15 protein-coding genes and 2 pseudogenes are annotated in these 14,982 nt (G+C 69.5%); 11 read left to right on the top strand and 6 right to left on the bottom strand.

The features are described 5' to 3' along the window. Positions 1 to 16: 16 nt before the first annotated feature. Positions 17 to 322 carry a hypothetical protein gene (locus tag P3T29_RS09915; protein ID WP_280715945.1) on the bottom strand — a complete coding sequence of 102 codons (306 nt, stop codon included), beginning with the start codon at positions 320 to 322 and terminating at the stop codon, positions 17 to 19. 311 nt (positions 323 to 633) lie between these two features. On the opposite strand from P3T29_RS09915, the gene rpsF reads away from it, so the two are divergent. The 4 genes from rpsF (at position 634) to rplI (ending at position 2,493) form a co-directional block, all read left to right on the top strand. After that, the gene (rpsF, locus tag P3T29_RS09910; protein WP_280715944.1) at positions 634 to 924 is read left to right on the top strand and encodes a 30S ribosomal protein S6; all 291 of its coding nucleotides are present in this window, start codon (positions 634 to 636) and stop codon (positions 922 to 924) included. A 111-nt stretch (positions 925 to 1,035) separates the two neighbouring features. Continuing rightward, positions 1,036 to 1,656 (top strand): single-stranded DNA-binding protein, encoded by a 621-nt coding sequence (locus P3T29_RS09905; protein WP_280715943.1) that lies wholly within the window; start codon positions 1,036 to 1,038, stop codon positions 1,654 to 1,656. Between the two features lie 136 nt (positions 1,657 to 1,792). Beyond that, on the top strand, positions 1,793 to 2,029 hold the full coding sequence (gene rpsR, locus P3T29_RS09900; protein ID WP_030270170.1) for a 30S ribosomal protein S18: 237 nt from the start codon (positions 1,793 to 1,795) through the stop codon (positions 2,027 to 2,029). Between the two features lie 17 nt (positions 2,030 to 2,046). Beyond that, the gene (rplI, locus tag P3T29_RS09895; RefSeq protein ID WP_280715942.1) at positions 2,047 to 2,493 is read left to right on the top strand and encodes a 50S ribosomal protein L9; all 447 of its coding nucleotides are present in this window, start codon (positions 2,047 to 2,049) and stop codon (positions 2,491 to 2,493) included. Between the two features lie 126 nt (positions 2,494 to 2,619). Here rplI and P3T29_RS09890 read toward each other — a convergent pair whose 3' ends face one another. Then, on the bottom strand, positions 2,620 to 3,984 hold the full coding sequence (locus tag P3T29_RS09890; protein ID WP_280715941.1) for an MATE family efflux transporter: 1,365 nt from the start codon (positions 3,982 to 3,984) through the stop codon (positions 2,620 to 2,622). A gap of 584 nt (positions 3,985 to 4,568) precedes the next feature. On the opposite strand from P3T29_RS09890, the gene dnaB reads away from it, so the two are divergent. Next, positions 4,569 to 7,340 carry a replicative DNA helicase gene (gene dnaB, locus P3T29_RS09885; protein ID WP_348532810.1) on the top strand — a complete coding sequence of 924 codons (2,772 nt, stop codon included), beginning with the start codon at positions 4,569 to 4,571 and terminating at the stop codon, positions 7,338 to 7,340. Positions 7,341 to 7,388: 48 nt separating this feature from the next. Here the strand turns inward: dnaB and P3T29_RS09880 are convergent, their stop codons facing one another. Together P3T29_RS09880 and P3T29_RS09875 are read right to left on the bottom strand one after the other, a co-directional pair. Next, positions 7,389 to 7,715 (bottom strand): nuclear transport factor 2 family protein, encoded by a 327-nt coding sequence (locus P3T29_RS09880; RefSeq protein ID WP_280715940.1) that lies wholly within the window; start codon positions 7,713 to 7,715, stop codon positions 7,389 to 7,391. Between the two features lie 77 nt (positions 7,716 to 7,792). Next, positions 7,793 to 8,962: a M20 family metallopeptidase gene (locus P3T29_RS09875; protein ID WP_280715939.1), complete on the bottom strand. Its 1,170-nt coding sequence runs from the start codon at positions 8,960 to 8,962 to the stop codon at positions 7,793 to 7,795. Between the two features lie 161 nt (positions 8,963 to 9,123). Between P3T29_RS09875 and P3T29_RS09870 the strand changes: the two are divergent. After that, a pseudogene (locus P3T29_RS09870) lies at positions 9,124 to 9,306 on the top strand (AsnC family protein); the annotation flags it as partial. A 64-nt stretch (positions 9,307 to 9,370) separates the two neighbouring features. Here the strand turns inward: P3T29_RS09870 and P3T29_RS09865 are convergent. Continuing rightward, positions 9,371 to 10,120, bottom strand: coding sequence for a helix-turn-helix domain-containing protein (locus P3T29_RS09865; RefSeq protein WP_280715938.1), 750 nt, complete (start codon positions 10,118 to 10,120; stop codon positions 9,371 to 9,373). 244 nt (positions 10,121 to 10,364) lie between these two features. On the opposite strand from P3T29_RS09865, the gene P3T29_RS09860 reads away from it, so the two are divergent. From P3T29_RS09860 to prs, 5 genes and pseudogenes are all read left to right on the top strand, one after another. After that, a complete protein-coding gene (locus P3T29_RS09860; protein WP_280715937.1) occupies positions 10,365 to 11,036 on the top strand; it encodes a DUF4097 family beta strand repeat-containing protein in 672 nt (223 codons plus the stop codon). A gap of 80 nt (positions 11,037 to 11,116) precedes the next feature. Next, positions 11,117 to 11,926 (top strand): alpha/beta hydrolase, encoded by an 810-nt coding sequence (locus tag P3T29_RS09855; protein WP_280715936.1) that lies wholly within the window; start codon positions 11,117 to 11,119, stop codon positions 11,924 to 11,926. 37 nt (positions 11,927 to 11,963) lie between these two features. Further along, complete coding sequence (locus P3T29_RS09850) at positions 11,964 to 12,356, top strand: AraC family transcriptional regulator (protein ID WP_280715934.1); 393 nt, start codon at positions 11,964 to 11,966, stop codon at positions 12,354 to 12,356. Positions 12,357 to 12,429: 73 nt separating this feature from the next. Further along, positions 12,430 to 12,840 carry a VOC family protein gene (locus P3T29_RS09845; RefSeq protein WP_280715933.1) on the top strand — a complete coding sequence of 137 codons (411 nt, stop codon included), beginning with the start codon at positions 12,430 to 12,432 and terminating at the stop codon, positions 12,838 to 12,840. A gap of 67 nt (positions 12,841 to 12,907) precedes the next feature. Continuing rightward, positions 12,908 to 13,474, top strand: a pseudogene (gene prs, locus P3T29_RS09840) (ribose-phosphate diphosphokinase); the annotation flags it as partial. 70 nt (positions 13,475 to 13,544) lie between these two features. Here the strand turns inward: prs and manA are convergent. Continuing rightward, positions 13,545 to 14,744: a mannose-6-phosphate isomerase, class I gene (manA, locus tag P3T29_RS09835; RefSeq protein WP_280715932.1), complete on the bottom strand. Its 1,200-nt coding sequence runs from the start codon at positions 14,742 to 14,744 to the stop codon at positions 13,545 to 13,547. Between the last annotated feature and the right edge of the window lie 238 nt (positions 14,745 to 14,982).

Here is a 14,982-nt window from a genome sequence, read left to right as displayed (position 1 = left end):
CAGAGTGCGTGCGTCACTACACGCCCCCGAACATCCCGCCGTGCGCGAGGCCGATGCCGAGGCCGAAGGCGGCCGCGACACCTGCGACGACGAGCACGATCCGTTCCGCCGTGGTGACCGAGATGAACTGGCCCCAGAGGCCCGTGACGACTCCGGCCAGGCCGGTCCACGAGCTCATGATGTGGAGGTTGTGGAAGAAGGAGCTGACGAAGGCCAGCAGCCCGAACGCGACGGTCAGTCCGACGAGGGTGTTCTCGCGGGGATGTGCGTGGCCGTCGGTGTTGAGCGTCAGCGACGGGAAACGACGGGCGGTCTGTGCCATGAAAACCCACCTCCTGGTGGATGACGAGATGCCGTTCTGTACAGATTGCGGCGGTTGGGGGCGGATCACAACCCCTATGCGTTTTGTTCGGCCGTACGGGTGCGGGTAGGCTGTGCGGTCTGCACTGGTGTAGTTGTGCCCCTCATCTGCCTCCGGCGGGATTTCCGCGATCTGGAGGCTTGGTCGGGCGCGACTGTCGGACCTGCTCACTACGGTGGCAGGTACGTCGTCACTACGCCGGTGCCGACGCTGCACAACCCTCCTGCCACGGAGAGACCGTGGCCGCTAAGTCCAAAGGAGGTGGGTTTCTCATGCGTCACTACGAGGTGATGGTCATCCTCGACCCCTCGGTCGAGGAGCGCGCTGTCTCCCCCCTGATCGAGAACTTCCTCAACGTCGTCCGCAATGGCGGCGGCAACGTGGAGAAGGTCGACACCTGGGGTCGCCGCCGTCTGGCTTACGAGATCAACAAGCAGTCCGAGGGCATCTACTCGGTCATCGACCTCAAGGCCACGCCTGAGGTCGTCAAGGAGCTCGACCGCCAGTTCGGACTGAGCGAGTCGGTTCTGCGGACCAAGGTCCTGCGCCCGGACACCCACTGAGCCACCCCTTGACGTCCTAGTCCTGGGCGTCGGGTTGGTTCACGTCCGGTGTTTCACGTGAAACACCGCGACGAGCACCGCAGAACTCCTTTCCGAGAGGTCATCACCACCATGGCAGGCGAGACCGTCATTACCCTCGTCGGCAATCTCGTCGACGACCCCGAGCTGCGCTTCACCCCTTCGGGTGCCGCGGTCGCCAAGTTCCGCATCGCTTCGACGCCGCGGACCTTCGACCGTCAGACCAACGAGTGGAAGGACGGCGAGAGCCTCTTCCTCACGTGCAACGTCTGGCGTCAGCCTGCGGAGAACGTCGCCGAATCGCTGCAGCGCGGCATGCGCGTCATCGTGCAGGGCCGACTGCGCCAGCGGTCTTACGAGACCAAGGAAGGCGAGAAGCGGACGGTCTACGAGCTCGAGGTCGATGAGGTCGGCCCGAGCCTGCGTTCGGCGACCGCCAAGGTCACCCGGGCCAACCGGTCCGGTGGACAGGGCGGCCCCGGCGGCGGTGGCGGCTTCGGTGGTGGCAACGGCGGCGGGTACTCCGGCGGCGGCCAGCAGAGTGGCGGCGGTTGGGGAGGCCCGAACGCGGGCGCTCCCAGCGGCGGTCAGTCCGCTCCCTCCGACGACCCGTGGGCTTCCAGCGCTCCCGCCCCTGGTGGAAACCAGAGTGGTGGCGGCGGTTGGGGTGCCCCTCCGGCCGGTGGCGGCTACTCGGAAGAGCCTCCGTTCTAAAGAGCCTCGGCTCTAGCGGTGCGCGCCGAGCCTTCGGTCCCTTCACGGGGGCCGGGCTCAGGCATGCTGAGAGATTTCGTGCGATCCGTCGGGTGCCTGGCACCTCTCGGTTCGTGAACCCCAAATGGAGCAACTAATGGCGAAGCCGCCTGCTCGCAAGCCGAAGAAGAAGGTTTGCGTCTTCTGCAAGGACAAGGTCAACTACGTTGACTACAAGGACACGAACTTGCTCCGCAAGTTCATCTCCGACCGCGGGAAGATCCGCGCTCGCCGGGTGACCGGCAACTGCACCCAGCACCAGCGTGACGTCGCGACGGCCGTGAAGAACAGCCGTGAGATGGCGCTGCTGCCCTACACCTCCACCACGCGCTAAGAGAGGGTGACCGAAACATGAAGATCATCCTCACGCACGAGGTTCCCGGTCTCGGCTCGGCCGGCGAGGTCGTCGAGGTCAAGGACGGGTACGCCCGTAACTTCCTGATCCCGCGTCGCTTCGCGATCCGCTGGACCAAGGGTGGCCAGAAGGACGTCGACGACATCCGTCGCGCCCGGAAGATCCACCAGATCCAGACCCTTGAGGCTGCCACCGAGATCAAGGGCAAGCTCGAGGGCCTGCAGGTCAAGCTGGCCGTTCGCTCCGGCGACGCCGGCCGCCTGTTCGGTTCGGTGACCCAGGCTGACGTCGTCGAGGCCATCAAGGCCGCCGACGGCCCGGTCGTGGACAAGCGCGCCGTCGCGATCGCCTCGCCGATCAAGACCGTGGGCACCCACCGCGTCTCGGTCAAGCTGCACGCCGATGTCCAGGCCAACCTCGACGTCGCCGTCGTCGCTGCCTGAGCTGAGCGTTAGCTGCGGCTGAGTCCAGCCGCACCTGAGGGCCGGTCTCCTTCCGGGGAGCCCGGCTCTCAGGTTTTCCGCTCTACTTCGCGATACCGGTTCTCGGAGCCGCACCGCGAGGCCGCTTCACGCCCGGACGGCTCCGGTGACCAGCCAGGCTCCGGTCCGGAAGCGGTGCCACAGGAACCCACCCCGGACCAGCATGAACAGGTTCATCGCCCACCACAGCGCCGCCAGCCCGCCGCCCAGCGCGGGCAGTGCGATCGCCACCGGGGCGAAGACGGCCAGCGTGCCGAGCATCGCCCAGGCGAGGTAGGTGCCGTCGCCGGCGCCCATCAGCACCCCGTCCAGGACGAAGACCAGTCCGCCGACGGGCTGGGTCAGCGCGGCCAGCAGCAGGACGGTCGACAGCTGGTGCCGCACCGCCGGGTCGGCGGAGAACAGCGGTACGTAGAGCGGCCTGGTCAGCACCATCAGCACCCCGAGCGCCACCCCGGAGCCGATGCCCCACTGGACCATCCGGCGGGCGGCGGCGCGGGTGCCCGGCACGTCCGAGGCGCCCAGGTACCGGCCGACGATGGCCTGGCCGGCGATCGCGATCGCGTCCAGCGCGAAGGCCAGGAAGCCCCACAGGGTCATGGCGATCTGGTGGGCGGCGATCTGGACGTCCCCGAGCCCGGCGGCCACGGCGGTGGCGATCATCAGTACCGCCCGCAGGCTGAGCGTGCGGACCATCAGCGGCCCGCCGGCCCGGGCGCAGGCCCGGATCCCGGGCAGGTCCGGGCGCAGGCTCGCCCGCTCCCGGCGGGCGCCCCGGATCACCACGACGAGGTACGCGGCCGCCATCGTGGTCTGGGCGATGACCGTCCCCCAGGCGGAGCCGGCCACACCGAGGCCGGCTCCGTAGACCAGGCCGAGGTTGAGGAGGATGTTGGCGGCGAATCCGCCGATCGCCACCAGCAGCGGGGTCCGGGTGTCCTGGAAGCCGCGCAGTACTCCGGTCGCGGCCATCACCATCAGCATCGCGGGGATGCCGAGTGCGCTGATCCGCAGGTAGGTGACGGCGTACGGCGCGGCGGTCGGGGACGCGCCGAGTGCCGAGGCCGCCTGGGGAGCCAGCAGCAGCATGAGCGCCACCACGGCGACCGAGAGCAGCAGGGCGAGCCAGATGCCGTCGATGCCCTGCCGGACGGCGGCGCGCCGGTCACCGGCGCCGATCCGCCGGGCGACGGCGGCGGTGGTGGCGTACGCGAGGAAGACGAACACGCCGGTCGCGGTGGAGAGCACGGCGGCGGCGACCCCGAGCCCGGCCAGCTGGGGGGTGCCGAGGTGGCCGACGATCGCGGAGTCGGCCATCAGGAAGAGCGGCTCGGCGACCAGCGCCCCGAAGGCCGGGATCGCCAGGGTGAGGATCTCCCGGTCGTGCCGGCGGCCTTGCAGACGGTCTTGGCGGCCTGACGGGTCCTGCCGGCTTGCTGGGGCGGTTGTCATCGGGCCAGCGTACTCATCCACAGGTAATAGGCACAAGGCAAAATAGGCACTTACCTTGCAGCTTGCCGGAGGGCAGGGGGCGGCTGGCCGTGGGCAAGGGGGCCTGAGTGTGTGAACTATTTCTCATGCACAGCCATTCGGGGAAGTAATTGCAGGTCAGGGCGTTGACGCCGAGTAGATGGTGTGGTTATCCACAGTGATGTCCACAGAGTTGTGCACAGGTTCGAGGCAGTTACCCACAGGCAAGGGCCCTTCGTCCACATGCCCTGTGGATAACCATCTTGGCCGATCGGCTCCCGGCCCCTTAGCGTGGACGCTTGTCCGCCGTAGCCGTCCGCGCGACACCGCCCGCCCGGTGCCGGGTTTGTCCGTGCGGTGGCGTATGAAAGAAGGTGCGCCATCGGCAAGGCCCGCTCCAACTCGCACCAACCGCTGATCGGGGAACACGCGTGACCGGCCCCCAGTACGACGACCACGACGTACCTCCCCCGCCGGAGGACGACTGGCAGCCGTCCGACGACGCTTTCCCCACCGGACCGTTCCCGGACGCCCAGTTTCCGGACGGGCCCGGCGACCGGCTGCCCGTGTCACGCAAGGGCGACGGCGGTGGCGGCGGCAAGGGCGGGTCGTTCCAGCGCGGCGGGTCCGGCGGGTCCGGTGGGTCCGGTGCTTCGGGCGGATCCAGCGGCGGTTCGGGTGGTTCGGGAGGCTTCGCCGGTAAGCGGAAGCGGGACGACGACTCCGGTGAAGGCCGGCAGCCCGCCGACGGCTTCGAGCGGGTACCGCCGCAGGACCTGGCGGCCGAGCAGTCCGTCCTCGGTGGCATGCTGCTCTCCAAGGACGCCATCGCCGACGTGGTCGAGGTGCTCAAGCCGCTCGACTACTACCGTCCGGCCCACGAGCTGATCCACAGCGCGATCCTCGACCTCTACGCCCGTGGCGAGCCGGCCGACCCCATCACTGTCGCCAGTGAGCTCACCAAGCGCGGCGAGCTCACCCGGGTCGGCGGCCCGGGATACCTGCACACCCTGGTCAACTCCGTCCCCACCGCCGCCAACGCCGAGTACTACGCCGAGATCGTCCACGAGCGCGCCGTCCTGCGCCGTCTGGTCGAGGCCGGCACCCGGATCGCCGGCATGGGCTACGCCGCCGAGGGCGACGTGGACGAGATCGTCAACGCGGCCCAGGCCGAGATCTACGCCGTCACCGAGCAGCGCACCAGCGAGGACTACGCCCCGCTCGCCGACATCATGGAGGGCGCCCTCGACGAGATCGAGGCCATCGGCTCCCGCAACGGTCAGATGTCCGGTGTCCCCACCGGCTTCGCCGACCTCGACGCCCTCACCAACGGGCTGCACCCGGGCCAGATGATCGTCATCGCGGCTCGACCGGCGATGGGCAAGGCGCTCGCCCTCGACACGCTGCTCCCCACCCCCACCGGGTGGACCACCATGGGCGAGGTCCAGCCCGGTGACTACCTGCTCGACGCAACGGGGAAGCCGACCCGTGTGGTGGCCGCCACCGATGTGATGACGGGGCGACCGTGCTACGAGATGTCGTTCGACGACGGCACCACCGTCATCGCCGATGCGGATCACCAGTGGCTCACTGACACCCGGGCCTCGCGCAAGTCGGCCCAGGCTGCCACAGCCGGGTACAACCGCAGTCGCAACCAGCGCACCTTCGCCTCGGTCAGGACGACCAAGGAGATCGCCGGGACGCTGCACTGTGACACGGCCGATCAGCGCAAGAACCACAGCGTGCAGAACGCGGCCCCGCTCGATCTCCCGCACCGGGAGCTGCCCGTTCCGCCTTACACGCTCGGAGCGTGGCTGGGTGACGGCCACAGCGATGCCGCGCGCATCACCTCGGCGGACCCGGAGATCGTGCAGCGCGTCGCGGAGGAGGGTTTCGAGATCCGCCGGGTAGGTGCGTCGATCAGCTACGCCATCAGATTCGATGTCGAAGAGCCGGAGCTGCTCGAACGGTCCTGCGTAGTGTGCGGGAAGACCTTCGTGCCCAAGCTCGCCCACGTGCGAAGCTGTGGGCAGTCGTGTGGTGGCGGGGCACGGTCCATCTCTGCTCCGGTCCCTCACGCGACGTGCGTGGACTGCGGCGAGACGTGTTTCTCGCCCTTCGCGCAGCCCCGCTGCGCGACCTGTACCAAGAGGCACGGCAGCCTTCTGGTGGTGCTGCGGGACATCGGTGTCCTGGGGAACAAACACATCCCTCAGGTGTATCTGCGCAGTTCCATCGCCCAGCGGAGAGAACTGCTCGCCGGGCTCCTGGACACCGACGGAACGGTCACCAATACCGGATCGGTCCAGTTCGCTGTCACTGATCGGGCGCTGGCCGAGGGATTCCGTGAGCTGGTCCTGAGCCTGGGCTATCGCTGTGGCATGACCACCAAGCGGGTCGAAGGGCGCTCCGAGGAGTCGTCCACTGCGTACCTCGTCACGTTCACGCCGACTGACAACGTGTTCCGGCTGGAGCGCAAGCAGGGTGTGCACAGCGAGCGCAGGCGCCCTGGCACCCCGAGGCTGACGCAGCGATTTGTCACCGACGCCCGGGAGATCGAGAGCGTCCCGGTCCGCTGTGTCCAGGTGGACAACCCGGATCATATGTACCTGGCCACCCGGTCGATGGTTCCCACCCACAACTCGACCCTTGCGCTTGACTTTTCCCGGGCCTGCTCGATCACCAACGGCCTGCCGAGTGTGATCTTCTCGCTCGAGATGGGCCGGAACGAGATCGCCATGCGACTGCTCTCGGCCGAGGCCCGGGTCGCGCTGCACCACATGCGTTCCGGGAACATGACGGACGACGACTGGACGCGCGTCGCCCGCCGGATGCCGGACGTCACGGCCGCACCGCTCTACATCGACGACTCGCCGAACCTGTCGATGATGGAGATCCGCGCCAAGTGCCGCCGCCTGAAGCAGCGCCAGGACCTCAAACTGGTGGTGATCGACTACCTCCAGCTGATGCAGTCCGGTGGCTCCCGCCGGGCCGAGAGCCGCCAGCAGGAGGTCTCGGACATGTCGCGAAACCTGAAGCTGCTGGCCAAGGAACTGGAAGTCCCGGTCATCGCGCTCTCCCAGCTGAACCGTGGCCCGGAGCAGCGTACGGACAAGAAGCCGATGGTCTCCGACCTCCGCGAATCCGGCTCGATCGAGCAGGACGCCGACATGGTCATCCTGCTGCACCGCGAGGACGCCTACGAGAAGGAGTCCCCCCGCGCGGGCGAGGCCGACCTGATCGTCGCCAAGCACCGTAACGGCCCGACCGCCACCATCACAGTCGCCTTCCAGGGCCACTACTCCCGCTTCGTCGACATGACCCGCGACCTGACATGAGCTACGGGCGCTGCGCGGCGGCCGCTGGTGCGGGCCTCTGCTGCTCGGTCAGCCGAGGAAGTCGACGCGGTCGATCAGGCCTTCGCGCACCCGGTAGGCCACCAGGACGCGGATCGGTTCGTCGGCCACGCCGTGGGCGAGTTCGTGGTCGACCACCCAGTCGCCTTCGGTGAGCCGTCCCAGGATCTCCGCCCGGCAGCGGCCTTCGGCGAATTGTCCGGCGTACGTGTCACGCAGCGCCTGACGGCCCTGCAGTGGGTTGCCGTGGCGCCGGTTGACCAGGACGTCCTCGGCGTAGGTGGCGGCGAAGGCGTCGAGGTCGTGGCTGTTGTAGGCGGCGAGCTGCTGCTCGACCACCTCGCGGGGATCGGTCATGCGCGTGATCATTGCGTTCTCTCTGTTCTTGGCGGCCTGTTCATGGCGCCCTGTTCATGGCGGGCCTGACGTACGGTTCAGGCCGCCAGACGGCGGTCGGCGAGTTCGGCGTAGAGCGCGGCGCCGTCGTCGAACTCCGCGTAGGGCGAGTGGTTGGGCGGCAGGTTCTCGGGGTCGGTGCCCTTCGGGGCGGCGCCGAGAAACGCGAACGAGCCCGGAACGGCGTCGAGTACCCGGGAGAAGTCCTCCGCCCCGGTTATCGGGTTGGGCATCGGCTGGTAGCGCTGCTCGCCGAAGACGTTTCGGACGGTGTCCGCCAGGAAGTCGGTCTCGGCCGCGTCCGTCTCGGTCACCGGGTACCCGGGAATGAACTCGACCTCCGCCCGCAGGCCGTGGGCGGCCGCGATGGCCCTGACCAGCTCCACCGTGGTGTCGGCGACCCGAGACTGCGCCTCGGCGGAGAAGGTGCGCACGGTCGCCTCGAATCGGGCGGTCTCGGGGATCACGTTGCGCTGGGTGCCGGCCTGGAGGAGCCCGACGGTGATCACCACGGGATCGAACACGTCGAAGCGGCGGGTCACCATGGTCTGCAGGGCGTTGACCATCTCGCAGGCCGCCGGGATGGGGTCCTTGGCCCGGTGCGGTGCCGAGCCGTGGCCGCCCGAGCCGTGGACGGTGACGTTCAACGCGGCGGAGGCGGCGAGGATCGGTCCGCGCCGGGAGCTGAACTCCCCGTGCGGCATGGCCGACGACACGTGCAGGGCGTATGCGGCGACCGGGCGCCGGCCTGCCGCGTCCAGCACGCCCTCGGCCAGCATGGCGCCCGCTCCGTCCCAGCCCTCCTCGCCGGGCTGGAACATGAAGACCACGTCGTCGTGGAGCTGCTCCCGCCGTGCGGCCAGCAGGTGTGCGGCGCCCGCGAGCATCGTGGTGTGCAGGTCGTGACCGCAGGCGTGCATGGCACCGTTGTCGGCGGCGAAGGGCAGCGGGGCCTTTTCGGCGACCGGCAGAGCGTCCATGTCGCCGCGCAGCAGCACCACCGGCCCCGGCCGGCCGCCGCGCAGCACCGCTGTGACCGAACTCAGTGCGGAGCCCTGGCTCACCTCGAGCGGCAGTCCGTCGAGGGCCTGCAGCACCCGCTCCTGGGTGCGCGGCAGCGCGAGGCCCAGCTCGGGGAACCGGTGAAGGTCGTGGCGCAGCCGGACCAGGTCCGGGGCCAGAGCGAGAGCGTCGTCGTGCAGGGACACAGGTACCTCCAGTGAACCCGCGTGCGGCGGGATCTTGTGCGGTGCGATCTTGTGGGTCCGATCTTGTTCGGCGATTCTGAATCTCTCGGCAGGAGTTTCAGGCGATTTCGTAGGATCACGTCATGGAGAGGCCCTCTGATGAACGAATCCACCGGCAGTCGATGGTGACCGGCCCCGAGGCGGCGGTGGATGAGCTGGACCTCGCCCTGGTGAACGCGCTGCAGCTGCAGCCCCGGGCACCCTGGTCGCTGCTCGGCCAGACCCTCGGGATCAGCCCGGTCACCGCCGCCCGCCGCTGGCGCCGGCTCTCGGAAGCCGGGATCGCCTGGGTGACCGCCGACGGACGTGCGGTCCGCGCCGTCCCGATGGACATCTGGCGAGACCCGACCCCGGCCTCCTGACGGCTGTTCAGGCCGAACGTGGCTCAGGTGGTGCTGTCGATGGTGTTTCGGGTTTGGTGTGGAGGACTTCGCGGGCCTGCTCGGCGGCGCGGGCCATGCTCTCGGAGACGAAGTCGACGAAGCGGGCGATGTTCTCCAGGCGGGTGGCGGCCGGGGTGCCGGGGCCGAGCACGCCGACGCCCTGTCGGGCGGTTTCGACGAGGCGGGCGGTGGCGCGGGCGCTGGCCATCATGGACTGGTACCAGACGTCGTCGTCGACGACGTAGCGCTCGCGGCGGCGTTCGTCGCGTTCCCGGCGGACGAGGCCCTGGCTCTCCAGGAACGCGATCGCTTTGGAGATGGACGCCGGGCTGACCTGGAGGCGCTGGACGAGTTCGGACGCGGTGAGGCTGCCCGCGTCGGTGAGGGTGAGGCAGGCCAGCACCCGGGCCATCATCCTGGGCGCGCCCGAAGCCATCAGGACGGTGGTGTAGATCTCCTCGTACTCGCGCACCGCCTCGGCGTCGCGTCCGTGGGCCTGCGGGGGCGCCTTCGGGTCCCGGGGCGTGGCGGGCCTGCGGTGGTGGACGCGCTGCTGGGTGGCGCGGTGAGCGAGGTCGGCGCGGTAGGTGGTGGGGCCTCCGTTGCGCAGCACCTCGCGCGTGATCGTCGAGGTCGGACGCCCCAGGCGTCTGGCGATCTCCGCGTAGGCGAGGCCGTCGGCCAGTCCCAGCGCGATCTGCCGGCGTTCCTGCTGGGTGAGTCTGCCTCCCGGCATCGCGGTCTCCTTCGTGGCCTGTGGTGGGCCCCAGCATAGCGTTCACTCCCAATCCATTGCAACGAACAAGGGGGTGGCTGTTGCATTACGCTCCAGGGCGATGCAACTATTTACGGGCTTTTACCTGCAGTGATGGTAATTCTGAGCAGCGACTCTGTTGTCGGATCATCAAACGCAACGTAGCGTTTCTCTCATCAGAAACAGCGGGCCGACGGATCGCCCGCCGCCGAAGAAGGAGAACACCGTGCAGAAGTTCGACACCCCCGCCCCGGTCTCCGCCCACCTCGACATCCCCGCCGGGCGCATCCGCTTCATCGCCGCCGACCGGACCGACACCGTCGTCGAGGTCCTGCCCGAGAACGCCTCCAAGAGCTGTGACGTGAAGGCGGCGCAGCAGGTCGAGGTCGCCTACGCCGACGGCGTCCTGCGGATCCAGGCCCCGGCCGCGAAGAACCGGATCCTCGGCCACTCCGGATCCATCGAGGTGACCGTCCAGCTGCCCGTCGGCTCCCGCATCGAGGCGAAGGCGGCCGGCGCCGAGTTCCGGGGCGTCGGACGACTCGGCGACGTCGCCTTCGAGGGCGCGCAGGCCTCGGTCAAGATCGACGAGGCCGCGAGTGTCCGCCTTACGCTCCTCGCCGGCGACATCTCGGTCGGCCGCCTGGGCGGTCCTGCCCGGATCAGCACCCGGAACGGCGACGTCCACATCGCCGAGGCCGTGCGCGGCACGGTCGTGCTGCGCACCGAGTCCGGCGAGGTGTCGGTCTGCGCCGCCGCCGGAGTCTCCGCCTCCCTGGACACCGGCACCACTTACGGCCGGATCCACAACACGCTCAGGAACACCGACGGCGCCGCCGCCGGCCTGAACATCCACGCCACCACCGCCTACGGGAACATCACCGCCCGCAGCCTCTGAGTTGCACCATCACGACCTGCTCGGGCGGCAGCACCAGCCACCGCTCCTGATCAACTTCCGACCCTGGAAAGAGACACACCGTGACCATCAACCACTCCGCCGCCTGGACCGGCATGGTGTCGGTCGACGACACCGCCCTCGCCGTCACCGACACCGGTGGGACCGGCACCCCCGTGGTCTACCTCAACGGCTCCTACGCCTCCCAGAAGAACTGGCGGCGCGTCATCGCCGAGCTCGGCGACGGCTACCGGCACATCACCTACGACGAGCGCGCCCGCGGCAAGTCGGAGCTCTCGGCGGACACTTCGTTCGAGGCGACCGTCCGCGACCTCGACGCCGTCCTCGAAGCGCGGGGCGTGGACCGCCCGATCCTGGTGGGCTGGTCCTACGGCGCGATGATCGCGATCCACTGGGCCGCCCGGAACCCGGACCGCATCCTGGGGGCCGTGTCGGTGGACGGCGCGATGCCGCACGAGTGGCTCGACGACGCCGCCCGGGAACAGATCCGCAAGCTGTTCCGCCGACTGAGTCCGCTGTTCCCGATCTGCCGCCCGCTCGGCCTGGCCGCGCGGATGAGCGCCGCGCAACACGCCGAGATCAACATCGAGCTCAACGAACTCTGCGCGCCCGCCGCCCTCGACCCGGTCTTCGACCGCGTGACCGTACCCACCCGGTACGTGGTCGCCACGGGTGGCAACCTGGGCGCCGACGCGAAGTTGATCGAGGAGATCCGTGCCAACCTCGACCCGGTGATGGCCCGCAACCCGAACATCCGGATCAGCGCGAAGGTCGCCAGCAACCACTCCAAGATCCTGAGCAAGGACTCCCGAGCCGTCGCCGACGCGGTACGCGAGCTCGCCGCCACCCGCGACCCCGGAAAGGTCGGCTGAGCCACGACGGCCGGCGGGGCCGTGGTGTGATGGCGTCGTGAGCCGTGCTGCAGAAGAGACGAACCGCCGCATGCTGCGGGCCCGGGACGCGATGGACCGGGCCTACGCGCAGCCGCTGGACGTCCCGGCGCTGGCCCGGATCGCCCATGTGTCCCAGGCGCACTTCACGCGTACCTTCCGGGCCACGTTCGGCGAGACGCCGCACCGCTACCTGCAGCGTCGCCGGGTCGAGCGGGCGATGTTCCTGCTGCGGGAGAGCGAGCGGAGCGTGACGGAGATCTGCTTCGAAGTCGGCTTCGGCAGCCTGGGAACCTTCAGCCGCACGTTCCACGACATCGTCGGCCGGTCGCCGAGGACGTACCGCAAGGAAGCGGTGGCCGCCGGCGTACCGACGTGCTTCACGATGGCGTGGATGCGGCCGAGTGCCTGACCGGTCGTCAGGCCGGTGCCGCTGAGCAGTTTCGGATAAGTTTTCGGGCGGCGTGCCCAGTAGCGTTGGGCACATGTTCAACGCCATCACGCAATCGCAGATTTACGTTCTCGACCAGGACGAGGCCCTCGACTTCTATGTCGGCAAGCTCGGGCTGGAGGTCACCGCCGATGTCGACCTGGGCTTCATGCGCTGGCTGACCGTCAGTGTCCCCGGCCGCCCGGAGCGGCAGATCCTGCTGGAGAGGCCGGGTGCTCCGGCGATGTCCGAGGAGACGGCGCAGCAGGTCCGCGAGTTGGTGACCAAGGGCGCGATGGGTGGCTGGCTCATCTTCAACACGGACGACTGCCGCAAGACGTACGAGACGCTGTTGAGCCGGGGCGTCGAGTTCACCGAGGAACCCACCGAGCGCCCCTACGGCACTGACTGCGGCCTCCGTGACCCCTTCGGCAACCGCATCCGCTTCACCCAGCCGAAGACCTGAGGACGGTCCGACGGTTTACGACCGGGGCCGGGGCCGGGAAGGACCCGGCCCTGTCGGTTCCTCCCCGATGACCCTGCACTCGCCGCAGGTGCACGGCTTCTTCTCGGTGCCGGTCGACCACCTGCACGCGCTGCGCGAACTGGCCGAGCACTTCCGGGGTTACGACCTGTCCAACACCACCGTCGTCTCGCCCGACCTGGGCAACGCCAAGGAGGCCGCGGCCTTCGCCCGGCTGCTGGGCGTCCAGGTGGCGGCGGGAGCCAAGCAGCGCTTCGCCGACGACCGGGTCAGCATCAGCTCGGTGATCGGGGACGTTGCCGGCCGCGATGTCATCGTGCTGGACGACGAGATCGCCAAGGGCAGTACCGTACTCGAACTCCTGGACCGGCTGCGTGAGTTGGGTGCCCGGTCGATCCGGGTCGCCTGCACGCACGGGCTGTTCACGGCGGGTGCGCTGAAGCGGCTCTCCGACCAGCCGGACGTGCTGGAGATCGTCTGCACCAACACCGTACCGATCGCCACCGAGGACCGCACCGACAAGCTCACCGTCCTCTCGATCGCCCCGGCCCTGGCGGAGGCGATCCGCCGCATCCACAACGGCGAGTCCGTGAGCGCTCTGTTCGACGCGCACTGACGACCGCCGACCGTCGGGGTCGTCGTGCGGGCGGACGATCCGGACCGGACAGCGGTAGCGGGGGAGTGGCTCAGAGGGTGACGGTGGCGCGGAAGACCGTCGCGTCCGGGCCGGTCAGGTCGGTCCAGGTGCCGGCGCCGGTGGCGGGGAGGAAGGCGGACTCGCCGCGCGCGAGGGTCAGGGTGCTGCCGTCGGTGGTGGTGAGCCGGGCCGTGCCCTCGGTGCAGAGCAGGATCTGCGGGGCGCGGCCGTCCACCCGGCGGGGCTCGGGCCCGAGCAGGTAGCGGGAGAGCCGGAACTCGTCGATCGGCACCGGGTAGAGCTGCTCGCCGGTGGCGTCGGTGACCGGGCGCAGCACGTCGGGCGTACTGCCCTGGAAGGTCAGCACCCGCAGCAGCTCGGGCACGTCCACGTGCTTGGGGGTCAGGCCGCCGCGCAGCACGTTGTCGGAGTTGGCCAGGATCTCGACGCCGAGGCCGCGCAGGTAGGCGTGCGGCAGGCCGGCGCCCAGGTAGAGGGCCTCGCCGGGCTGCAGCCGGAAGTGGTTCAGCAGCAGTGCGGCGAGCAGGCCGGTGTCGCCGGGGTACTCGCGGGCCGCGAAGGCGTACCCGGCGAACTGGCCGTGGGGGTCGGCCTCCGCCGCCCGCTCGACGGCGGCCCGGACCTCGGCGACCGTCGCGGCGGCGGTGTCGCCGGTCATCGACAGGATGGTGGCGAGCGCCTGGCTGAGCGCCTCGGCCTCGGGCTTGTCGCGCAGCAGCTCGATCAGCGGGGTGAGCGTGGGCGCATCCAGGGACTCCAGCAGCGCGGCCGCGTCGGCGGGGTGGCGGAAGCCGCACAAGCCCTCGAACTCGTCGAGCGCGCAGATGAGTTCGGGCTTGTGGTTGGCGTCCTTGTAGTTGCGGTGCGGGGCGTCGATCGGGACGCCCTGGGCCTCTTCGGCAGCGAAACCGGCGCGGGCCTGCGCAAGGTCGGGGTGGGCCTGGATCGAGAGCGGCGCACCGGCCGCGAGCACCTTGAGCAGGAACGGCAGCGACGGGCCGAACTTGTCCACCGCGTCGGTGCCCAGCTCGCGCTGCGGGTCCTCGGCGATCAGCTCGGCGAGCGAGCGCTCGCCACTGCCCCGGTCGACGTGCGACGGCGAGCCCGGGTGCGCGCCCATCCAGAGTTCGGCCTGCGGCTCGCCGGTCGCCTCCCGGCCCAGCAGCTCGGGGATGGCGGTGGCCGATCCCCAGGCGTACGGGCGGACGGTGTTGACGAGCCTGTCCATGAACGTGGTCCTTCGAGTCTCTGGAGTACTGGCTTCCGTGCCCTCAGGGGCGACGGACGAACCGACCCTAGCCGACATTTCGAACGGGGAGGTGAACTGCCCGGCAGGTGCCGTCCGGACGGGGACGGCACCTGCCGGGCAGCGGGTCAGGCGCGGACGAGGGTGAGGACGGTGTCGCGGAGTTCGGTCATCTTCGCGGGGTCCTTGGCCTCGACGTTGAGGCGTAGCAGGGGTTCGG

The organism is Kitasatospora sp. MAP5-34 (assembly GCF_029894335.1).
Lineage (GTDB): Bacteria > Actinomycetota > Actinomycetes > Streptomycetales > Streptomycetaceae > Kitasatospora.
The sequence above is the reverse complement of the archived record's forward strand: the minus strand, read 5'-3'. Positions and strand labels throughout refer to the sequence as shown.